This is a genomic window from Arthrobacter sp. UYCu723 (assembly GCF_054059215.1).
Map to the genome: position 1 here is coordinate 3,602,724 of NZ_JBSSBW010000001.1, position 21,747 is coordinate 3,624,470.

A 21,747-nucleotide genomic window follows, 5' to 3' on the forward strand; every position below is an offset into this window, starting at 1 on the left:
CGCCGGCCGGTCACCTCGCAAGGTGACCGGCCGGCGTCGTACGTTCCGCTGTGTCCTGCGACGGCGGCGGAGTCAGGACTCCCAGAGGATCTCGTCGTCCACGACGCCGTCCTCGTCCGCCGAGGCCACCAGGACCTCATCGGTGAAATGCACTCCGAGGGTGAAGTCCAGCACGAAATAGCGTTCCGGCTGGCCGGGGAAGATGCCCACGTGGCCCAGCTTCAGCGCCTTGAGGAAGACCTCGTCGGTGAGCTGGCTCTTGTCCTGGACGCCGAACACCTTCTTCAGGTGCTCGTCCTTGATCGCGTTGCAATGGAAGTGCCGGTACTCCTGCGGGCTGGTGCCCTCCTGCTCGAGTTCCTCGGCGATCATTTCGCGGACCTGGTCCACGAGTTCAGGCAGGAAGCGCAGCCGGTAGTCAACCTTGTGCATGGCTGCTTCGTCGAAGCGGTCATGCGCGTTGACATTCAGGTCAAGTTCCACGGGATGACCCGCCAGTTCGTGCTTGGCGGTGAAGTTGTGGTCCCTTCCGTGGTTGAGCTCGACGTCTCCGAAGTGCTTGCTCGCTACCTTGTTCATATCTTCAACATAGTCCTGAAAACCGCTCCGTTCCAGCATCCCCAAGGTTTTATCCGGTACCGGACCGGCCCCGCGGCCCGTGGCGGGTACATTGAGCGGATGCAAACCGTTGCCCCTGCCGCCGCCCGCGCCCGGAACTTTTTTGACAGCGGCGCCACCCGCCCGCTGGCCTGGCGGCTGGTGCAGCTCCGCAATCTGCGCCGGATGCTGACCGAGCGGCGGGCGGACATCGTGGCGGCCCTCGGCAGTGATCTTGGCAAGCACGGCACCGAGGCGCTGCTGACGGAAATCGGGTTTGTCACAGCCGAAGCCGCGCATTTGGAGAAGAACCTGGCATCCTGGCTGCGGCCCCGGCCCGTGCCGGTGCCGTTGGCGGTCCGGCCCGCCCGGGCGTGGACCGAGCTCACCCCGCTCGGCGTGGTGCTGGTCATCGGTACGTGGAACTACCCGCTGCAGCTGCTGCTCGCCCCGCTGGCCGGTGCCCTCGCCGCGGGCAACACGGTGGTGCTCAAACCCAGCGAACACGCTCCGGCTACCTCCGCGGCGCTGGCGCGCTGGCTTCCGGAGTATCTGCCCGGCGCGGCCGAGGTGGTGCAGGGAGGCATCCCCGAGACCACCGCCCTGCTGGCGGAACGCTTTGACCACATCTTCTTCACGGGGGGTGAGGCCGCGGCCAGGGTGGTGCTGCGCGCGGCGGCCGAGAACCTCACCCCGGTGACCCTGGAGCTGGGCGGGAAGTCTCCGGCGTATGTGGATTCGTCCACGGACCTGTCCAAGGCCGCCAAACGGATTGCGTGGGGGCGGTTCATGAATGCCGGGCAAACCTGCGTGGCGCCGGACTACGTGCTGGCCACGGACGAGGTGCTGGAGCCCCTGCAGCGCGAGCTGGTCAAGGCCATCCGTTCCCTGTTCGGGCCGGACTCCGCCCTGAGCGCGTCCTACGGCCGGATCGTCGACGACCGCCACTTCGAACGGCTCGCCGCGCTCGCGGACGGCAGCACCGTGGTCCACGGCGGGCAGCGCGACGCCGCCAGCCTGTACTTTGCCCCGACGCTGCTGCGGCCGGCGCCGGGGGACACCGTGATGGACGAGGAGATCTTCGGCCCGCTGCTGCCGCTGGTGCCGGTCAGCGGCCGCGAGGAGGCGATCCGGATCATCAACGGCCGGGCCAAGCCGCTGGCACTGTACGTGTTCAGCAATGACGCCGAAACCCGCCGGGCGTTCGCAGAGGGGACGAGCTCGGGGGCACTGTGCTTCGACGTGCCCGCGGCGCACCTGATCGTTCCGGGCCTGCCGTTCGGCGGCGTGGGCGGCAGCGGCACGGGCGCCTATCACGGCGAGCACTCGGTGCGCACCTTCTCACACGAGCGGGCCAGCCTGGCCAAACCATACTGGCCGGACACCCTGGAACTGATCTACCCGCCGTACAACAAGACGAAGCAAAGGATCATCAGCATCATCAGCGCCCTCGTGGCGCCGGCGGGGAAGCTGTTCAAGAAGCGCTAGTTGGTCCGAACTTGTGCATGGTGTCCGCGAGCAGCTCAACAAACAGCTGAACCTTCGCCGTCTGCTTCTCGTTGATCAGCAGGGCGAAGACGTTGCGGGCCAGCCGGATCTCCGGGACGTCCAGGACCACCACCCCGGCCGGGCGGTGCAGCAGGGCAAGTTCGGGAACCAGGGCGGCGCCCAGCCCGGCCGCCGCCATCTCCAGGCTGGCGTGGAAATCGTCGCTGTAGGCCACCACCCGCGGGTGCAGATTGCAGCTGGCGAAGAGCCGCTCGATCACGGTCGCGTCGGACGTGCCCGGGTGGTGCACAATCCAGGGCATGTCGGACAGGTGGTCCGCGGCGACCTTCGAATCCGTGCCGATGCCCCACGCCGCGGGCAGCACCACCCGGAAGTCGTCGTCGCCGATCCACTGCCGGTTCACGGTGTGCGGCCAGGCGAGTCCGGACTGGCCCACCTGGTAGACCAGGGCCACATCGAGTTCGCCGCCGGTGCGCAGGCCCTGGATGGTCTGGGCGGGTTCAGCCACGGAGACCCGGAGATCGATCCCGAGCTTCTTCCACGCCGGGTTCTGCAGGATACGCGGCAGCACATAGGTGGCGAGGCTGGGGAAGATGCCGAGCCGGAGCTCCTGGCTCGTGGAGTCCTGGGTCCGGGAGGCCGCGGCCATGAGCGCTTCGATGTCGGTGAGCACCTTGGCCGCATGCCGCGTCATGACGACGGCGGCTTCGGTGGGCTGGATGCTGCGCGCCGAGCGCTGGAACAGGGTGACCCCGGTGTCGCGTTCGAGGGCGGACATCTGCTGCGAGACGGCCGACGCCGTGTAGCCGAGCCTGCCGGCGGCCGCCGCGAAGGAGCCCAGCCGGATCACTTCAACGAGGGTCCGCAGATGGACGGGGTTGATCAAGGGCTGCCCTTCAGTGGTTGCAGTGAGGCGGGAGCTGGAATCCCGCTTCATTCTGGCATATCCGTGCCGATCCGGCCGGGCCGGGACCCGTCCCGTGCGCCGCCGCTGCCCGGCCGCGCCGGGACACGTGCGGAATGCCTCCACGGCGCGGCGCGGTTCATGCCGGAGAATCCCTGGGAAGGCGGCCGCTGGGAATTCACACTCATCCGGCTGCCCCTTGGTTACGAATTGCCCATAAGACGATTCACCAGGACGATTTCGGCAAGCCAACATTCGGCAAGCCAACTTTCGGCAAGCCAACAGGAGCAGATCAGTGTCGCAAGCAGCAGGGATCCCGGAGGGCCGGCGCGTCGCCGTCATTGGCAGCGGCGTGGCAGGACTGACCGCCGCCTACGTCCTGAACCAGCAGGACAGCGTCACCCTCTTCGAGGCTGATACCCGGCTCGGCGGCCACGCCCACACCCACGACATGCCGCAGGCCGACGGCTCCTTCCTCGGCGTCGACACCGGCTTCATCGTCCACAACGAGCGGACTTACCCCACGCTGCTGCGGCTCTTCGCCGAGCTGGGCGTCGAAACCCAGGACTCGGAAATGAGCATGTCCATCCGCTGCGACGGCTGCGGCCTCGAATACGCCGGTGCCCGGGCCAAGGGCCGCGGCATCATTCCCCGGCCGTCCACCCTGCTGCGCGGCCGGTACCTGTTGATGCTGGTGGAGGTCATGCGCTTCTACCGCCGGGCCCGTGCCCTGCTCGCGGAGACGGGGATGGCCGCAACGGAGACGGACCGGGCCGCACTGGCCGGTCCGGAACCGACCGGTCCGGAACCGACCCTCGGCGAGTTCCTGTCCCGTGAAAAGTTCAGCGGCTACTTCATCTCGCACTTCATGACCCCGATCGTGAGCGCCGTCTGGTCCTGCGACCCCGCCACCGCGCTGGCCTACCCGGCCCGCTACCTGTTCACCTTCCTGGGCCACCACGGACTGCTCGGCGTCGCGGGTTCACCCCAGTGGCGCACGGTCACCGGGGGGTCCCGCAGCTACGTGGACAAGCTCGCCGCCACCTTGCCGGACATCCGGCTCGCGAGCCCGGTCACGGCAGTCCGCCGCCATCCGGGGGGAGTGGAGCTGACCACGGAGCACGGCGGCGGCATATCCAACACCGAGAGCTTCGACGCCGTCGTGATCGCCACACACCCTGGGCAGGCGCTGCGCATGCTCTCCGATGCCTCGCCCGCGGAGCAGGCAGCCCTGGGCGGGATGCCGTACTCGGTCAACCACACCGTCTTCCACCGCGACGCCGCCGTGCTGCCCTCCAGCGACAATGCCAAGGCCTCGTGGAACTACCGGCTGCCGTCCTGCGACGCCCGGCCGGACAAGGTCTTGGTCAGCTATGACATGACGCGGCTGCAGCGGCTGGAACCGGCGGACGGCCGGCCCTACATCGTGAGCCTGGGCGAATCCGGGCTCATCGCCGACGGCACCGTGCTGGACCGGATGGTCTATGAGCACCCGCAGTACACCCCGGAGTCCCTCAGGGCCCAGCAGCAGATCCTCGAGCTCGGTGACAGCCGGCTGGCCTTCGCCGGCGCCTACCACGGCTGGGGTTTCCATGAGGACGGCGCCCTGTCCGGTGTCCGGGCCGCAGCAAGGCTCGGACGCGACTGGGACGCGTCCTCGGACGATACTGCAGCCGAGACTGCAGCCGGGCTCAACGGGCAGTACCGTGCCGTCGCCATCGACCCGGATCTGCACGCCGTCTCCGCGGAGCGCGCATGAGTGCGCCGGCAGCCATCTACCGCACCTCCATCGCGCATGTGCGGCGCACCCCGCTGCGCAACGCCTTCACCTACCGCAGCTACAGCTGGTACATCGACGTCGACCGGCTCCCTCCGGTGCCCCGGTTCCTCAAGCCGCTCGCCGGCTTCTCCGTTGCGGACCACCTGGGCGACCCGGCCGGCACCCTCCGGGGCAACGTTGAACGGTTCCTTTCCACCCGGGGGATCGAGCTCGACGGCGGCCGGATCACCATGCTGGCCAGCGCCCGCGTATTCGGGCACGTCTTCAACCCGCTGAGCCTGTTCTGGTGCCATGACGCGGCCGGGGAGCTGCGCTGCGTCATCGCCGAGGTCCACAACACCTACGGCGAACGGCACTGCTACGTGCTGGAAACCGACGACGCCGGCCGGGCCAGCGTGCCCAAGGCCTTCTACGTCTCACCGTTCAACGACCTCGCGGGCGAGTACCGGATGAAACTTCCGGAACCCGCCGAACTGCTCGCAGTGTCGATCGTCCTCGAGCGGGAAGGGCACCAGCCCTTCATCGCCACAGTGGACGGCGAACGCCGGGAAGCGACCGTGCGGAACATCCTCGCCGCCGCGCTCGCGGTTCCGCTGGCGCCCCTGCGGGTGAGCGCCCAGATCCGCTGGCAGGGCATCAAGCTTTGGGCGCGTGGGCTGCCCGTCATCAAAAAACCACACGACCCCTCACAGGAGGCAGTTCAGTGACTATTACCGAAGCGACCGGATCCGCCGCAGGACGGGGACACGAGGCCACACCGGCTGCGCGCCCCGTCGCTGTCCCCGCGGGCCCTGTGCCGTACACCGTTCCCCAGGCCCCCAGCACCGTCGACGCCGCCATCTGGCCAAGCATCGCCACGGTGCCCTCAAGTCTTAAGGCCCGGGTGGCCGGCAGGGCCGCGGACGCCATCTTCAAGGCCGCCGTCCGCCGGCTTCCGCTCGAAGTCCGGTACCCCGACGGCACCGTCCTCGGCAAGGCCGCCATGCCGGGGCACACGTACCCCGTCATGACCATGAACCGTCCGGCGGCCTTCGCGGCCCGGCTCGGCGACGGCGGCCTGATCGGCCTGGGCGAGTCCTACATGGCCGGTGACTGGGACGCTGACGACCTCACCGCCGTCATGGAGGTCTTTGCCGCCCGCGTCGGATCGCTCGTTCCGGAACCGCTGCAGAAGCTGCGGGCGCTGTACCTGCCGCGCCAGCCGCGCAAGGAACGCAACACCGAGCAGAACACGCGCTCCAACATCTCGCGGCACTACGACCTCTCCAATGAGCTCTTTGCCACCTTCCTGGATGACACCATGACCTATTCCAGCGCGCTCTTCCCCGAATCGGGACCGGCCCTGAAGAACGTCGCCTGGGACGGCTTCGCCGCCGCGCAGCAGGCCAAGATCGACCGGCTGCTGGACAAGGCCGGGGTCACCAAGGGGTCCCGCGTGCTGGAAATCGGCACCGGCTGGGGCGAACTCGCCCTCCGGGCCGCCCAGCGCGGCGCCACGGTCTACTCCGTGACCCTCTCCAGCGAACAGCAGGAACTGGCCCGCAAGCGCGTCGCGGACGCCGGCTACGCCGACGCCGTCACGATCGAGCTCAAGGACTACCGCGCGGTCGAAGGCGAGTACGACGCCGTCCTCTCCGTGGAGATGATCGAGGCCGTGGGCTTCGAGTACTGGGCCACCTACTTCCAGACGATCGAACGCGTCCTGGCCCCGGGCGGGAAGGTGGCCATCCAGGCCATCACGATCGCGCACGACCGGCTACTGGCCACCCGCTCCAGCTACACCTGGGTGCACAAGTACATCTTCCCGGGCGGCGTAATCCCCTCAGTGCGCGCCATCGAGGACATCACCGAAAAGCAGACCGGCCTCCGGGTCCGCGAACGCCTCGCGATGGGGGAGCACTACGCGCAGACCCTGCGGCTCTGGGAGGAGCGCTTCATGGCCCGCGCCGAGGAAGTCCGCGGCCTGGGCTTCGATGAGATCTTCCAGCGCATGTGGCTGTTCTACCTCTGCTACTCCCGCGCCGGCTTCGAGACCGGCTACCTCGACGTGCAGCAGATCGTGCTGGACAGCCGGACAGCGGGCGAGGCCAGCAGCTAGCAGCAGCTGTTGGACGCCTCAGGCTGACGGAAGGCGGACACCCCACGGTGCCCGCCTTTTTCGTGTTCCCGGACACCAGATCCAGTGTTGTACGGCACGGTTGGCCGCCGTGTCCCACGCCCGCGACACGCCGTCCACAACGCGACACGCGGGGGGATTAATTGTGCATAGGTACTCCACAGCCTGTGGATTTCGTCCTGCAAAATGGCGGAAATACGGACATTTTGAGGGCCCCTGCCTGTGGACTGGCGGTGCATAAAATGACATACTTGTAATACATCATCTTGGGGTCCATATCGGGCTCGTGCACTACATGTAGTATCGACATACAGTTCCAGCGGAGCAGCAGTGCTCGCCAGGCAAGGCCAGTAACGGATAAGGATTCCTGTCCCGGATCGGCCCGCCCGGACTACTGGCACCAGACGCTTACCAGGGGCTCCAGCAAGAGGCCCCGCACCAGAGACTCAGCTCAAAACGACTCAGTTCAAAACGCAGTACACATCTCGCAGTAAAAAGACTTCAACTAAGGGGACAGGAACCATGACCGTTACGGTTTACACGAAGCCGGCCTGTGTTCAGTGCAACGCGACATACCGCGCGCTGGACAAGAAGGGCATCACCTACCAGAGCGTCGACATCTCGCAGGATGCGGATGCCCTCGAGCGCCTGAAGGCCCTGGGCTACCTGCAGGCCCCGGTTGTCGTCACGGACCAGGACCACTGGTCCGGTTTCCGCCCGGACAAGATCGAAGAACTGGCGCAGGCCGCCGCCGTCGCAGTAGCCTGAGCACTGCTTGAAAATGAGGTGACTCCCATGGCACCGGTTGCAACCGCACCCGCCGCCGTACCGGCGTCGGACGCTGCGCGGACCACCCACAGCCACCTCATCTACTTCTCCTCCACCTCGGAGAACACCGCACGCTTCGTCAGGAAGCTGGGCATCGACGCCGCCCGGATCCCCCTCCACGCGAGGGAATCCGCGCTCGTGGCAGCCGAACCCTACGTGCTGGTGCTTCCCACGTACGGAGGCACCGGGGGAGAGGGCTCCGTTCCGAAGCAGGTGATCCGCTTCCTGAACGATCCGAGGAACCGGCAACAGCTCCGCGGAGTGGTCGGCGCGGGAAACACGAATTTCGGGGACAACTACTGCATGGCGGGGGACATCATCGCCGCGAAGTGCAACGTCCCCCATCTATATCGATTCGAACTCATGGGCACTCCAGAGGACGTCCAGCGGGTACTAGAAGGATTGGAAGAGTTTTGGACACGACTGTCGCAGACACAGCAGTAACTGAGGGCCCGGGCTCGCACGCGCCCACCGCCGTCGAGAAGCACGAGAAGCACGAGATGCCGGCCGCGTACAAGGGCCTGGGCTACCACGAGCTCAACGCCATGCTGAACCTCTACGGCCCCAACGGGGAGATCCAGTTCGAGGCCGACCGCGAGGCTGCGCACCAGTACTTCCTGCAGCACGTGAACAACAACACCGTGTTCTTCCACGACCTCGAGGAAAAGCTCGACTACCTCGTCAAGAACGAGTACTACGAGCGTGAAACCCTCGACCAGTACACGATGAACTTCATCCGCGAGCTCTACAACCGCGCATACAAGAAGAAGTTCCGCTTCGAGACCTTCCTGGGCGCCTTCAAGTTCTACACCTCCTACACGCTGAAGACGTTCGACGGAAAGCGCTTCCTGGAGCGCTACGAGGACCGCGTCTGCATGGTGGCCCTGCACCTGGCCCGCGGCGACGAGCAGCTCGCGCTGCAGATGGTGGACGAGATCATCGAAGGCCGCTTCCAGCCGGCCACGCCCACCTTCCTCAACGCCGGCAAGCGCCAGCGCGGCGAGCTGGTCTCCTGCTTCCTGCTCCGCATCGAAGACAACATGGAGTCGATCGGCCGTTCCATCAACTCCGCCCTGCAGCTGTCCAAGCGCGGCGGCGGCGTGGCGTTCGCGCTGACCAACATCCGCGAGGTTGGCGCGCCGATCAAGCAGATCGAGAACCAGTCCTCCGGCGTCATCCCCGTGATGAAGCTCCTCGAGGACAGCTTCTCGTACGCCAACCAGCTCGGCGCCCGCCAGGGAGCCGGCGCGGTGTACCTGCACGCGCACCACCCGGACATCTACCGCTTCCTGGACACCAAGCGCGAGAACGCGGACGAGAAGATCCGCATCAAGACCCTCTCGCTCGGCGTCGTGATCCCGGACATCACCTTCGAGCTGGCCAAGCGCGACGAGGACATGTACCTGTTCTCCCCGTACGACGTCGAACGCGTCTATGGGATGCCGTTCTCCGACGTCTCGGTCACCGAGAAGTACTACGAGATGGTGGACGATTCCCGGATCAAGAAGACCAAGATCAAGGCGCGCGAGTTCTTCCAGACGCTCGCCGAGATCCAGTTCGAATCCGGCTACCCGTACATCATGTTCGAGGACACCGTGAACCGGGAAAACCCGATCGACGGCAAGATCATCATGTCCAACCTGTGCTCCGAGATCCTCCAGGTCAGCCAGCCCACGACGTACCACGATGACCTGTCCTACGACCAGACCGGCAAGGACATCTCCTGCAACCTGGGTTCGCTGAACATCGCCAAGGCCATGGACTCGCCGGACTTCGGCCTGACCATCGAGACCGCCATCCGCGCCCTCTCGGCCGTTTCGGACATGTCCAACATCACCTCGGTGCCCTCGATCGCCCGCGGCAATGACCAGAGCCACGCCATCGGCCTTGGCCAGATGAACCTGCACGGCTACCTGGCCCGCGAGCGGGTCCACTACGGCTCCGAAGAGGGTCTGGACTTCACCAACATGTACTTCTACTCGGTGGTGTACCACGCCATCCGGGCCTCCAACAGGCTGTCCATCCAGACCGGGCAGACCTTCGGCGGCTTCGAGAAGTCCAAGTACGCCTCCGGCGAGTTCTTCGACAAGTACACCGAGCAGGAATGGGTCCCGCAGACCGAGAAGGTCGCGGAGCTGTTCAAGAACATCCACATCCCCACCCAGGATGACTGGCGCCAGCTCAAGGCTTCCGTCATGCAGCACGGCATCTACAACCAGAACCTGCAGGCCGTCCCGCCCACCGGCTCGATCAGCTACATCAACAACTCCACCTCCTCGATCCACCCGGTGGCGTCCAAGATCGAGATCCGCAAGGAAGGCAAGCTGGGCCGCGTGTACTACCCGGCGCCGTACCTGACGAACGACAACCTGGAGTACTACCAGGACGCGTACGAGATCGGCTACGAGAAGGTCATCGACACCTACGCCGCCGCCACGCAGCACGTGGATCAGGGCCTGTCCCTGACGCTGTTCTTCAAGGACACCGCCACCACGCGCGACATCAACAAGGCCCAGATCTACGCCTGGAAGAAGGGCATCAAGACCATCTACTACATCCGTCTCCGCCAGCTCGCGCTGGAAGGGACTGAGGTGGACAACTGCGTCAGCTGCATGTTGTAACCGATATCGGTTGATATCTGTTGAGGTACGACGGCGGGCGCCCGCCCGCCGTCGTACGCTTAACTTCACGAAGAACCCAACTTTTAGGGGATGACATGACCGAGAAGGTCAAGCTGCTTAGCCACGTTGAAGCCATTAACTGGAACCGCATCCAGGACGACAAGGACGTGGACGTCTGGAACCGCCTGGTCAACAACTTCTGGCTGCCGGAGAAGATCCCGCTGTCCAACGACGTGCAGTCGTGGGCGACGCTGACCCCGGACGAGCAGCAGCTCACCATGCGGGTGTTCACCGGCCTGACCCTGCTGGACACCATCCAGGGCACCGTCGGTGCCGTCTCGTTGATTCCGGACGCTATCACCCCGCACGAAGAGGCTGTCTACACGAACATTGCCTTCATGGAGTCCGTGCACGCGAAGAGCTACTCCTCCATCTTCTCCACACTGGCATCCACCAAGGAGATCGACGAGGCGTTCCGCTGGTCCACCGAAAACGTAAACCTTCAGAAGAAGGCCCAGATCGTCATGGACTACTACCAGGGCGACGATCCCCTGAAGCGCAAGGTGGCCTCCACGCTGCTGGAGAGCTTCCTCTTCTACTCGGGCTTCTACCTGCCGATGTACTGGTCCTCACGGGCCAAACTGACGAACACGGCCGACCTGATCCGCCTGATCATCCGCGACGAGGCCGTCCACGGCTACTACATCGGCTACAAGTTCCAGAAGGGCCTCGAGGGCCTGACCGAGGAGCGCAAGCAGGAGATCAAGGACTACACGTTCGAGCTGCTCTTTGAGCTGTACGAGAACGAAGTCCAGTACACGCACGACCTGTACGACTCCGTCGGCCTGGCCGAGGACGTCAAGAAGTTCCTGCACTACAACGCCAACAAGGCGCTCATGAACCTGGGCTACGAGGCCATGTTCCCGGCATCCGTCACCGACGTGAACCCGGCGATCCTCTCGGCGCTGTCGCCCAATGCCGACGAGAACCACGACTTCTTCTCGGGGTCCGGGTCTTCTTACGTGATTGGCAAGGCTGTTAATACCGAGGATGACGACTGGGACTTCTAGTTCTTTTGTGAGATGTTGACCTATTTGGAAGAATCGCTTCCTATTTGGAAGAAACGCATCGTCTAGTTGGAAGTCTTCCAAGTAGCTGTCACTAAAGGCGCCCCTGCACGGTATGAGCTGCCGCGGAGATCTCGGACAGTGGGCCCTCTTAAAATGCGGGTCTACCGAAAGTAGAGATCAGCATGACAGCATCACGCAGACGATTTACCCAGGAGTTCAAGGACGAGCTGTGCCGCGAGGTGATCAACACGTCCAAGCCGATCAAGGACGTGGCCACCGCGTACGGTGTCGGCCCCGAGACGCTCCGCAACTGGCTGATCAAGTACCGCGAGGCCAACGGCGGCACGGAGACGGAGCTGACGGTGACGGAACGGGCCCGGCTGAAGGAGCTCGAGCGCGAAGTTCAAGAGCTGCGGGCGGAGACTGCCTTCTTGAAAAAGGCCAGCGCTTACTTCGCGCGGGAGCAGCGGCAGTGAGCAAGTATGAATTCATCGATTCCCAAAAAGCTGAGCCCGCCAATCTGAATTCGGTGGTGAAAATGTGCCGCTGGTTGGCCGGCCGACCGGACAAGTGCTCCGGGCTGCCTACTGGGTTTCGCTGACAACACGCGATGAAGCTTTGATGCGACAAACGGGGCCCGGCGCAGGATCTCGTTCTCCTGCTCCAGCAGCCGGATCCGCTTCCTGGCATCCCTGCTGGCTTCGCCCGGTAGTAGGGCCCGTCAGCTCCTTGTCGGGCTGGCCGACTGGGCGGTCGCTGACACCGGGTTGGGCAACCGGTTCCTGAGAGTGCCTGTCTCAGTCCCTCGTAGATTCCTGAACCGCCGGGACTACTCTGAGGCATGAATAATCGAGTACAGACCTGGCACGACAAGCACAAAGCATCCCTGACACGAGGCCAGCGGGCCGCCGATGTCATGCGCAACGGCATGGGAAGCTGGCCCTTCGTGGGAAGCTTCATCGGTTTCATGCTGATTTGGGCCGCCATCAACACCTGGGCGCTGGCGAACAACGCCTGGGACCCGTATCCCTATATTCTTTTGAACCTCTTGCTCTCCATGCTGGCCGGGCTCCAAGGCGCCATCCTGCTTATCGCCGCCAAGCGCCAGGATGCGATCGCCGCGGCGATGGCGCAGCACGACTACGACACCAACGTGAAAGCAAAAGAAGAGATCGAGCTTTTGATGGACATCAACAACCAGCAACTGGAAATCCTGCACGAGCTAAGAAGGCTGGCGACCGCGGAAGGCCTTGACCTGGACCGCAGCCCGGGCACCTGACACGCCGTTACCCTCCCAATATCCGCGCACTTCACCGTGCGCAGGGCACAACGCAGAGGTCGGTGGATCTCACCGCCGGTGTCTGGCACTGGATGAGCATCGGGGCGGACTGGCTTTCACAGCCTCCCCATAGGCAATCGGTGCCCTGTTCCCATGTGGGGAGCCCATGATCAGGGTATGAGCGCATGGAGAAGAAAAATAGTTCCCGGGCTGGCAGCCGTCGCGGGGTTTCTCCTGGTCGCAGCCGGCGTGGCCGGAATCGATGAAATGGCCAACGCCAAAATACCGGGTCTGGCCACCGGAACCGTCCAGACAACGACCATGAACACCGAGCCGGGGCTTGAGCATGTCCTTCTGGCTGGCCTGAACCAGGGCACACTTCCCGGTGGTTTCCCGAATGATGAACCCCGGGAAGACAAGTACGACGAAAACTATCTTGAAACACTCCACTTCCAGCCACGTCCCCCGGCCTGAGAACACCGGACCACCAGCAGGCCATCGATACCGGAACGAAGAACTTCATGAGCCGCGTCAAGAGCTACTGGTACTGCAGCACCGCGCTGGCCATCACTTGGGCTATGGTCCTGATGCTGGTTCTCAGCATTCGCGGACCGTCCGGTGAGCAACCCTTCCTGTTGGTCTTCGCCGGATACTGCCTCGGATGGGTTTCAACCACGATCGCGAGATAATTTTATCCCCCTCCTGCGCGCTGGGCCCCCCGGGAATCCTGGCTAGGAATCCTCAGCTGCGGTGCTCCCGGAACGCTCCGTCACTGTTCGAAATCGCGGTCGCTCATCGGCTGCTGAAGCCTGGCCAGTTGTGGCCAGGGCCGTTTGACGTTCCTGACCCACGCGGGAATGAGGCCACTGCTGGTCCCCGGTCAGACTGCGATACCAGGGCAAATTGGGCTCGTGTCTGATTGACATTCTCACCAGGCGGTCATTTTCCGCCGTCCGTACAGGGATTCCGGTGTCTACGCCGTGTCCTTTAGCGCCTTGACGATGGCGGCGTCCGTGACGGTCCGGGCGGCGGGTGCTTTGGCTTTCCAGGACCGGTAGGTCCGCGGGGCGACCTGCACGCCGTGCTCACGCAGGACCTTGCAGGCCGGCTGTGTTTCGTCAACTTTAAGTCGGCCATTTCAGCGCTAAGAATCCGGCCATGTGGGCTCGGTTTCCTGCCATGGCGGCGTTTGGCCTATTTCATCAGTGCATTTTTGACTCTGTAGGACTCCCCGCGGAACTGGAGGAGCCGTCCGTGGTGCACGATGCGGTCGATGACGGCTGCTGCCATGTTGTCGTCCCCGAACACGGTTCCCCAGCGGGAGAACTCGAGGTTGGTGGTGATGATGAGGCTGCGTTTCTCGTAGCCGTCGGCGATGACCTGGAACAGGAGCCTTGCTCCTTCGGTATCGATCGGCAAATATCCAAGTTCGTCAATTACGATTAATTGGTTTTTGGCCAATGAGGCCAGTTCTTTATCCAGGCGGTCTTCGTCCTTGGCGCGGCGCAAAGCCATCACCAGGGATGAGGTGGTGAAGAAGCGTGCCTGGATGCCTTGCTGGCAGGCCGCTGCCGCCAGCGCGGTCGCCAGGTGGGTTTTACCGGTGCCGACGTCTCCGTAGAGGACCAGGTCTTGGGCGTGGTTGATGAATTCCAGGGAGGCCAGGGCTTCGCGTCCGTAGTCTTCGGGGAACCTGACACTGGTGTAGTCGAAGCCCGTCAGGGTTTTCAGGGCCGGCAGCCTCGCGGATTTCAGCAGTCGTTGGCGGCGTGATTCCTGCCGGGATTCGTGTTCGGCGACCAGCACGCCGTGGAGGTATTCGCGTTGCTTCGGGGTGCCTTTCTCTGCCCATTCGGCCAGCACCGTGCCGGTCAGGGCCGCCTGCCGGCCGGCTTCGAGGATGTCTTGGACGGTGATCGGGTTCATGCGACTTCTCCCGTGCTCGTGTTGACGGTGGTGAAGGTGTCATAGACGCTCAAGTCCACGTTGGCGGCGGCCGGTTCGGTGCCGTGGGCCAGCCGGCGGGCGAGCATCCCCAGGGCTGCCATGTCCGGTTGGTCCCCGCGTTGGATCAGGGTGTCGGCGGCCTGGACTGCGGCATCGAAGCCGGCGGACCCGGACGCGGCATCCACCGCGTTGAGCAGGCGGCGCCGGTCGGTGGCCGTTGCTGTGTCGAGCCAGTCGCGCACCGGGTCGGTGACCAGGGCCCGCAGCGGGGAATGGCCCCAGGCGCCGGGCTTGGTCACCAGCAACGGCAGCAGGGACGCGGGTTCGAAGATCGTCTCGCTCTGCCGGCCGAAGGCCCGCGGGAAGGACCGGACCGGTTCGGAATGTTCATCAAGGATCTGCACCACGTCGTGGCGCAAACCGACGGTGAGCATCCGCCCATGGAAGGATGGTCCGGCGGCGTAGGTGTTCCCGTCAATGAGCAGGTTCCCGGTCTTATCAGCCTTGCGCGATTCGTAGCGCACCGGGTCGAACCCGACCCCCGGCAACGCCAGGGACGCCGCCCGGTCCTGGACGAACAGCTCACCCAAGGCCAGGCCCTTGCGGTAATGCGTCGTTGCGGCCAACGCATCGCACCGCGCCAGTAAAACCTCGTTGAGTCCGGCCAAGGTGGCGGCCTCGGGCTCGGGGACCATGAGGTTGCGGCGCAGAAATCCAACCGCGTTCTCCACGTTGCCTTTCTCATGTCCCGAGTACGGGTTGCAGTAGCGGGACTCGGCGCGGTAGTGCAGCTTGAACGCACCAAACAGCTTCGTCTCCACGACCTTGGTCCCTACCCGGCGTCCAATGCCCGTGGCATTGTCAAAGACCATGTGCCGGGGCACGGCCCCGATATGTTCAAACACCCTCCGCAGCCCGTGGCAGACACACTCGGCAGTCTCACCCCGATACGCCTGCACGAAGCGCATGTTCGAGAACGGGAAAGTCACCACCAGGATGTGCAGGACCTGCCGGATCCCGGCGATGATGGCCTCGGCCTGCCCAAAGTCGACCTGCACCGTGCCCGCGGGCCACACCAGCTCGGTGAAGCCCTCACCAGCCTGCCGGTTCCGGGCCGTCCACTTCTTCACGTGCCGTTGGACCGGAGAATAGGTACCGGTGAAACCATGCTCATCCACGAGCCGGTCGAAGATTCGTTTGGCCGTATGCCGTTGCTTGCGCGGCCGGCGCTGGTCCTCGCCCAGCCACTGCTCGATGATGTGATCGAACCCGGTCAACACCGAGGCCCCGGGCCGGGCCGAAGGCGCCGGCGGTGCCGGGGAAAAGTCCTCCTGATCGGCGTACTTAGCCTTGATCCACCGATCGGCAGCCGGTCCCGGGCGTAATTCCGGGCTGGCTGCGGTGAGGTGTTTGGGCATGGTGGATCATCCGGCCTCGCTGTCGGGGTGTTCCACTGGTGGTCCTGGTTGCGCCGTGTGGCTGGTTGGTGTGGGTTCAGGCCGGTTGCGGCGGCGGGTAGAGGTGCTCGAAGAGGCCCTGCCATGCTGTTTGCCAGGGCCAGGCTTCGGGGAGATGAAGCCGGATTTTCCGGGCGCTGGTGGCGATGCGGGCCGGGACGTGGATGAGTTTGCGGCGGATCGTGCCGGTCCGGGCCTTGCCGAAGGGGCCTGCGGCGAGGAGCCCGGCGGCGCGGGTGAGGTTATAGGCCATGACCGCGGCAACCAGCCAGGCGGAGTTCGCCGCGAAAACACCTGAGGGCATATGAGCCAGCGCACTGTCCTTCAGATCGGCGTTCACCTGCTCGATCTGAGCGTGTTTGCGGTGGGTTTGGTCCGCGGCGACAGTGTCCAGAACCTTGGCGTCCACGGTGGTGAAGAACGCGTGGTGCCGATGGGTTTCAAACAAGGTGGGTTGTCCGTCGCTGGCTTTCTTGTTCAGTTCCGGGATGCGGCGCACCACCAGCCGGCCGGTGACCTGCTCGGCCTTTTTCCGGGAGGAGAACGCGGTGAACACGGTTTCGGCGACCTCAGCCTTCGAGACCCAGGTGTTGGTGGTCTCGTCGAAGACCGCGTCGGTGTATTCGATCATTTCCCATGCCGTCTCCGGGATCCCGGCGATAGCCCGTTTGACGGCCGGGTCCATGCGCACGGTCACCGAGACCTCGGCCCCGCCGGCCAGCGCGGCGGAAACCGCTGCATGGCCATAGAAGGCCGAATCGAACCGGCAGAGCACCCGCCCGCGACTCTGCCCTCCGGTCTGGAGGCCTTTGAGCGTGGACAGGGCATCGGTGATCAGGCGTTTGGCTCCGCGGGCCGAGTTCGCCGCGCCCTTGCGCAGCCGCTGGGCCGCGATTACCGGGGCGGTGTCTTTGGTGGAGACCGTGGCCAGCAGGGCGTTCAGGCCGCGGACCCCGGAGTACCCGTAGCCGGAACCCTGCTTGGCGTAGCCGTGGACCTCGATGATCGTGTCGTCAACATCGACGAACACGAAGTCCTCCGCCCCGGGGCTCCCGAGCAGCGGGGCCCGGGTCCCCAGGCCGGCCAGGAAACGGGAGGCGACAGCGTCCAGTTGGCGCACGTGCCCGAACGTGAAGGACCGCAGGAACGAGCCCAGGGTCGAGGGCGCGTAGCAGGCGGTGAAGAGCCGCTTCATCCCGCCGTGGCGCAACAGGGTCATGTCATCAATCGAGTCTGCCCCGGCGACCATCCCGGCGACCAGGGAAGCGACTTTCAGCCCGGCGTTCGCGCCCTTATCCGTCGGCACCGTCAGCCAGTCCTGGGCGAGCTCGTGCAGCCCGGCGTCCCGGGCCAGCGTCATGACCGGCAGCAGCCCGGCAGCCGACACGAGATTGGGCTCGTCAAAGGAAACCGACACCGCGGATGGTTTGTGGGAAACTTGCATCTACGAGATGGCCTCTTTTCGGTGAAAAATGAGTTCTAGACAAACTTCATTTTCCTTGAAAAGGCGGCCATTCTCGGTTTAAAACGCCGACGTAGCCCCAATCAACATCGGTGGATCAAGGCTTAGCCACCGAATCACGGCTGATGCCCAGCGTGCGGGCGATCTCACGCCCCGGGACTCCCTGGGAATCGAGTCTTCTGATATTTTCTTGAACGGACATGGGTACCGTCATCTGCTTTCCAGCCCTTCCGGCGCAATCGCTCTGTCAATAGCAGCGCCGTAAGGAACCTATCTGGGGTGGCGGGCCCATGTTCCCAACACACTGGGAACCGCCCCGTGCCACCGGGTGATCTCAATCTCTGCGCAATCCCCAAATCCATGATTTGGAGGGGAATTGCCTGGCCTGATTCTTAGCGCTCTTTTGGCCGGAAACCGGCCACCAACTCGGCAGGATTTCCTGGATGAAACGGCCTACAGATAGTCGATCACACACACCGGCTCGACCCCGTGGCCATCGGCACGCAGTTCGTCGATGAATCCGGCTATTTGCGGCGGCGAGGGTCGAGCTCCCTCGCGAAGAAAATCGAGGCCTTCTTCAGGATCTCGTTTGCCTCCCGCAGCTCACGGTTCTCACTCTCCGGCTCCCTGATCCGGGCCTGATCGGCACTGCTGACGCCGGGGCGTTCGTCCGCGTCGACCTGGGCCTGGAGAACCCACCGGCGCAGGGACTCCCTGCCGATGTTCAGCTTCGGGCCGATGGCAGAACAGGCGGCAAAAACGGAGTCGTACTCACCGAGGTGGTCCAGGACCATCCGCACGGCACGCTCACGCTGATCCTGGGGGTATCGCTTGGGCATAATCGCTATCCTTCACAAAAAAGGAAGCGGCATCAAACCCGGCACGGTTCACTCCCGCAGATTCTTCTCGGATGCCTTGATCCGCGCGACCTCGATCTCTCGATACGTCTTGAGTTTCTCGCGCTTCGTGCTCTCCGTCTGGTGGATCTGGATCGACTCGCGCACAACATCCACGATCTGGTTGAGTGCGCTGAGTGCATCGGCCGAGCTGAGCTTCCCCACCGCCAGGATCAGCCGGCCGTTCGAAGAGCTCGTGGCGGCGACGTTCGGAAAGCACCACCAGTACCCGGACGGGTTCGCGCTGTTCACAGGCACCCTTTTCGCCCCGACCCAGGACAGGGACGAGCCGGGGCAGGGGTTCACGCAGCAGTTGGGCGACGTTGTGACCATCCGCAGCAGCCATCTCGGGGCTCTCGTCAACTGGGTGGGCTCTGCGGAAGAGCTGCCGGAATGGTCGTTCGGCCTGCGGCAGCTGTTCGATTATCTGCATGACCAGCGCTTGGTCCAGGAATCCGCGCTCACCGCTTGATATCCGACACGGGGTAAGGCGGCCCGACTGGCCGCGGAAGGCTGCAACTGATGAGGACGACGGCGGGAAGCTCCCGCCGTCGTCCTTAGCGGGTTGGCATTGGTTCCGGGACCGAAAAGGCACCGCTGGTTTTAGGCCCGTATACATACTTTCCGGGCTTTGCTCTGGATAGCATTGGGTGTACGGACAGAGCCGTCCGGACGGGTGTCAAATGTCAGAAGGAAGCACATGGCCGCAGCTACAGTGGACGACATCCTGTCGGATCTCCCTCTGGGTTTCGCCAGTCTCATTCTTCGACCGTCCCGCGCCGATTCTCCGATCGAGCGCTTCCTGATCGTTGACGCCGACGACGAGACTTCCGACGGCGGGGCTGCGTTCGTCTTGCTTATCGGGGTTCGCGGACGCTCTGCGTTGCCGGCGCTGCGGCGTCTTCTGACGAATCCTCCCCTGGTGCTGGCCGTCAAGGGCAGTCCCGAGGAATTAGGGGAAGCTGAAGAGCTGCTCCGGGCTGCCGGAACGGGTCTCTTTCTGGTGGACCCGGCCGCGGACTGGGACCGGCTCCTGTCAATTGCCAAGGACCGGATTCAGCCACGCAGCTACCAGAGCGAAGTGCTGACGCTGTTGGAAGAAGACCTGTTCGCCATTGCTCAGACGACGGCCCGCCTGACGTCGAGCCACGTTGTCATAGAGGACGCTGCCAACAAGGTCCTGGCCTACTCCACGGTGTCGAACGACATCGACGAGCTGCGTAAGGCATCGATTCTGGCCCGGCGTGGTCCGCGCAAATACGAACTTCTCCTCAAGGATCTTGGTGCCTACCGCGAACTGCATCGAACCCGCCTGCCTGTCAGGGTTCCGGCCAGGCCCCAGGACGGTCTGAGGGAGCGCGTCGCGACCGCCTTGTTCGCAGGCGATCGCGTTATGGGGTACATCTGGCTCCAGGAAACAGGGGATGGCTTCGGCGCGGACGTTGACTATGTATTGACCGGATCAGCTGCGCGAGTGTCAGCCGAGCTCATCCGCTACCGCAACCAGCAGTCGGTGCACATGCGCGAGGACAGGATTGTCCGTATCCTTTCGGGTCCGGCAGAAGCCGCGGCGAGCGCCCACAGCGAGAAAATCCCCGCGGACCGCCCAACAGCGCTGATGCTGATAGGAATGTCAGCCGCTGAAGCGCAGGCAGACGATGCAGCCCTCAAACATGGGGAGCTCGCCAACCTCGCGTCCATACATGCGGCAGCCTACAAACCGTCAGCCATAGTGGGACAGTTCAACGGCGACACCGCCGTGATCATCCCGGCGCTCCAGTCCACCAACGCCGAGGCCGGACTTCGAAGCGTTGCCGAGGCCATCGTCAGGGACGCCAGCAAGCATCTTGGCATCACTCCATTCGCAGCAGTGGGACCAATCGCCCCCGATCTGCTGTCGATTCATTCGGTGACCCGCAAAACGGAGGCATTGCTCGGCTGCATGCGGCGGTCCGGGGACGTCTCTGTGGCCACTGTGGACGATTTCGAAACGGACATCCTTTTCCACGAAGCAGTTGAGAACTTCACGGCCTCGGCCTTCCGTCATCGCAGCCTCTGGGCTCTCCTCCGCGACGATGGCGAGCTGGCCGAAACCCTTCGGGCTTATTTCGAGGCGTCGCTGGATGTGGCCGCATGCGCCCAGCGGATGAAGCTGCACAAGAATACCGTCTACTACAGGATCAGCAAGGTCAGCCGGGTTACCGGCCTGAACTTCAGCGATCCCCGCCATTCATTGGTCGCCCTCCTTCACATACAGGAGTGGGCCGGCACGCATAAGGAGCATCTGGGCAAGAAATGATGACAGCACTCGATTCGCCGCCTCTTGGCCTGGTCCTGGATGACATTGTCCGCAGCCACCGGCCCCGGAGTGAAGCAGGGTCGGTTCCCGCCAGCATCCCCCACCTGTCATCGCCGCCGTTCGACGGTTTCGGAATTGCGGTGGCCACCACGTCCGGGGACGTGTTCAGCTCCGGTGACGCCGATCTTCCCTTCTCCATCCAGAGCATCTCGAAAGTCTTCACCCTGGCCATGGCGCTCAGCGCCAATGACCCCGATGCGCTCTGGTCACGGGTGCTCCGCGAACCGTCAGGAACGTCCTTCAACTCCCTTGTGCAGCTTGAAGTGGAGCACGGGATTCCGCGGAACCCGTTCATCAATTCGGGCGCTCTGGTGGTCACGGACCACCTGATGGAAAGATTTCCCGACGCCGCCGGCCAGGTCCTGCGCTTCCTCGCCGGTCAGGTGGGTCACCAGAATGGAAGACAGAGTCCGTTCATCGACGAGGTGGCCGCAAAGAGTGAGCTCGCCAACAGCAGCCGCAACCTGGCCCTCGCCCACTTCCTGAAGGACTTCGGCAACCTGCGGCGGCCCGCCGAATCGGTCGTGGAGAACTACGTCAGGCAGTGCTCCATCATGATGACCTGCGTGGAGATGGCCAAGGCCGGCCTCTTCCTCGCACAGGACGGCCGCGGAGCACAGGGAACCGTCGTCTCCAGGAGCGAGGCGAAACGCATCAGCTCCATCATGCTGACCTGCGGCATGTATGACGCGGCCGGCGAGTTTGCCTACCGCGTCGGCCTTCCGGGGAAAAGCGGTGTGGGCGGCGGCATCCTGGCCATCGTCCCCGGCGAGTGCGCCATCTGCGTCTGGAGCCCCCGGCTGGATTCCAAAGGCAATTCCCTGGCCGGGACAGCGGCCCTCGCTGATCTGTCCGACCGCACCGGGTGGTCAGTCTTCTGACCTGACCCCAGCTGTCCCCACAATTTCCCGCTAGTACCCCC

General features: G+C 64.2%; 18 protein-coding genes and 3 pseudogenes. 15 read left to right on the forward strand and 6 right to left on the reverse strand.

Annotated elements, in window-relative coordinates; translation table 11 throughout:
* Positions 1-72 precede the first annotated feature (72 nt).
* Complete coding sequence (locus tag ACVWZ8_RS16880) at positions 73-579, reverse strand: DUF2004 domain-containing protein (RefSeq protein ID WP_426978266.1); 507 nt, start codon at positions 577-579, stop codon at positions 73-75.
* A 99-nt stretch (positions 580-678) separates the two neighbouring features.
* Between ACVWZ8_RS16880 and ACVWZ8_RS16885 the strand changes: the two genes are divergently transcribed.
* Positions 679-2,085, forward strand: coding sequence for an aldehyde dehydrogenase family protein (locus ACVWZ8_RS16885; RefSeq protein WP_456505263.1), 1,407 nt, complete (start codon positions 679-681; stop codon positions 2,083-2,085).
* On the opposite strand, the gene ACVWZ8_RS16890 is transcribed toward ACVWZ8_RS16885, so the two are convergent.
* A complete protein-coding gene (locus ACVWZ8_RS16890) occupies positions 2,072-2,992 on the reverse strand; it encodes a LysR family transcriptional regulator (protein ID WP_456505264.1) in 921 nt (306 codons plus the stop codon). The genes ACVWZ8_RS16885 and ACVWZ8_RS16890 overlap by 14 nt on opposite strands.
* A 313-nt stretch (positions 2,993-3,305) precedes the next feature.
* On the opposite strand from ACVWZ8_RS16890, the gene ACVWZ8_RS16895 reads away from it, so the two are divergent.
* The 11 genes and pseudogenes from ACVWZ8_RS16895 (at position 3,306) to ACVWZ8_RS16945 (ending at position 13,393) form a co-directional block, all read left to right on the forward strand.
* A complete protein-coding gene (locus tag ACVWZ8_RS16895; protein WP_456505265.1) occupies positions 3,306-4,769 on the forward strand; it encodes an NAD(P)/FAD-dependent oxidoreductase in 1,464 nt (487 codons plus the stop codon).
* Complete coding sequence (locus ACVWZ8_RS16900) at positions 4,766-5,497, forward strand: DUF1365 domain-containing protein (RefSeq protein WP_456505266.1); 732 nt, start codon at positions 4,766-4,768, stop codon at positions 5,495-5,497. Before ACVWZ8_RS16895 ends, ACVWZ8_RS16900 begins: the two co-directional genes overlap by 4 nt.
* Positions 5,494-6,888, forward strand: a complete 1,395-nt coding sequence (locus ACVWZ8_RS16905; protein ID WP_426978259.1) for a class I SAM-dependent methyltransferase — start codon at positions 5,494-5,496, stop codon at positions 6,886-6,888. The genes ACVWZ8_RS16900 and ACVWZ8_RS16905 overlap by 4 nt, the downstream gene beginning before the upstream one ends.
* 540 nt (positions 6,889-7,428) lie before the next feature.
* Entirely contained in the window at positions 7,429-7,674 is a 246-nt protein-coding gene (gene nrdH / locus ACVWZ8_RS16910) for a glutaredoxin-like protein NrdH (protein ID WP_456505267.1), read from the forward strand.
* A gap of 27 nt (positions 7,675-7,701) precedes the next feature.
* Entirely contained in the window at positions 7,702-8,178 is a 477-nt protein-coding gene (nrdI, locus tag ACVWZ8_RS16915; RefSeq protein ID WP_456505268.1) for a class Ib ribonucleoside-diphosphate reductase assembly flavoprotein NrdI, read from the forward strand.
* A 56-nt stretch (positions 8,179-8,234) separates the two neighbouring features.
* Complete coding sequence (nrdE, locus tag ACVWZ8_RS16920) at positions 8,235-10,355, forward strand: class 1b ribonucleoside-diphosphate reductase subunit alpha (protein WP_426979699.1); 2,121 nt, start codon at positions 8,235-8,237, stop codon at positions 10,353-10,355.
* A 95-nt stretch (positions 10,356-10,450) separates the two neighbouring features.
* Entirely contained in the window at positions 10,451-11,425 is a 975-nt protein-coding gene (gene nrdF, locus ACVWZ8_RS16925) for a class 1b ribonucleoside-diphosphate reductase subunit beta (RefSeq protein WP_354243525.1), read from the forward strand.
* Between the two features lie 182 nt (positions 11,426-11,607).
* Positions 11,608-11,978, forward strand: a pseudogene (locus ACVWZ8_RS16930) (transposase); the annotation flags it as partial.
* A gap of 288 nt (positions 11,979-12,266) precedes the next feature.
* Positions 12,267-12,704, forward strand: coding sequence for a DUF1003 domain-containing protein (locus ACVWZ8_RS16935; protein WP_426978254.1), 438 nt, complete (start codon positions 12,267-12,269; stop codon positions 12,702-12,704).
* A 177-nt stretch (positions 12,705-12,881) separates the two neighbouring features.
* Positions 12,882-13,178, forward strand: coding sequence for a hypothetical protein (locus tag ACVWZ8_RS16940; RefSeq protein ID WP_354243523.1), 297 nt, complete (start codon positions 12,882-12,884; stop codon positions 13,176-13,178).
* A gap of 47 nt (positions 13,179-13,225) precedes the next feature.
* Positions 13,226-13,393 carry a hypothetical protein gene (locus ACVWZ8_RS16945; protein ID WP_426978253.1) on the forward strand — a complete coding sequence of 56 codons (168 nt, stop codon included), beginning with the start codon at positions 13,226-13,228 and terminating at the stop codon, positions 13,391-13,393.
* 505 nt (positions 13,394-13,898) lie between these two features.
* Here ACVWZ8_RS16945 and istB read toward each other — a convergent pair.
* The 4 genes and pseudogenes from istB to ACVWZ8_RS16965 all read right to left on the reverse strand — a co-directional run bounded on the left by istB (position 13,899) and on the right by ACVWZ8_RS16965 (position 18,409).
* The gene (istB, locus tag ACVWZ8_RS16950) at positions 13,899-14,630 is read right to left on the reverse strand and encodes an IS21-like element helper ATPase IstB (protein WP_456505269.1); all 732 of its coding nucleotides are present in this window, start codon (positions 14,628-14,630) and stop codon (positions 13,899-13,901) included.
* Positions 14,627-16,000 (reverse strand): annotated as a pseudogene (gene istA / locus ACVWZ8_RS16955) (IS21 family transposase); the annotation flags it as partial. The gene istB and the pseudogene istA, both read right to left, overlap by 4 nt.
* Positions 16,001-16,145: 145 nt before the next feature.
* A complete protein-coding gene (locus ACVWZ8_RS16960) occupies positions 16,146-17,552 on the reverse strand; it encodes an IS1380 family transposase (RefSeq protein WP_456503408.1) in 1,407 nt (468 codons plus the stop codon).
* Between the two features lie 542 nt (positions 17,553-18,094).
* On the reverse strand, positions 18,095-18,409 hold the full coding sequence (locus ACVWZ8_RS16965; protein WP_354243520.1) for a hypothetical protein: 315 nt from the start codon (positions 18,407-18,409) through the stop codon (positions 18,095-18,097).
* Positions 18,410-18,632: 223 nt separating this feature from the next.
* On the opposite strand from ACVWZ8_RS16965, the pseudogene ACVWZ8_RS16970 reads away from it, so the two are divergent.
* The 3 genes and pseudogenes from ACVWZ8_RS16970 to ACVWZ8_RS16980 form a co-directional block, all read left to right on the forward strand.
* A pseudogene (locus ACVWZ8_RS16970) lies at positions 18,633-18,938 on the forward strand (fumarylacetoacetate hydrolase family protein); the annotation flags it as partial.
* 228 nt (positions 18,939-19,166) lie between these two features.
* Entirely contained in the window at positions 19,167-20,765 is a 1,599-nt protein-coding gene (locus ACVWZ8_RS16975) for a PucR family transcriptional regulator (protein WP_354243517.1), read from the forward strand.
* Positions 20,762-21,706 carry a glutaminase gene (locus tag ACVWZ8_RS16980; RefSeq protein WP_354243516.1) on the forward strand — a complete coding sequence of 315 codons (945 nt, stop codon included), beginning with the start codon at positions 20,762-20,764 and terminating at the stop codon, positions 21,704-21,706. Before ACVWZ8_RS16975 ends, ACVWZ8_RS16980 begins: the two co-directional genes overlap by 4 nt.
* The last annotated feature ends 41 nt before the right edge of the window (positions 21,707-21,747 follow it).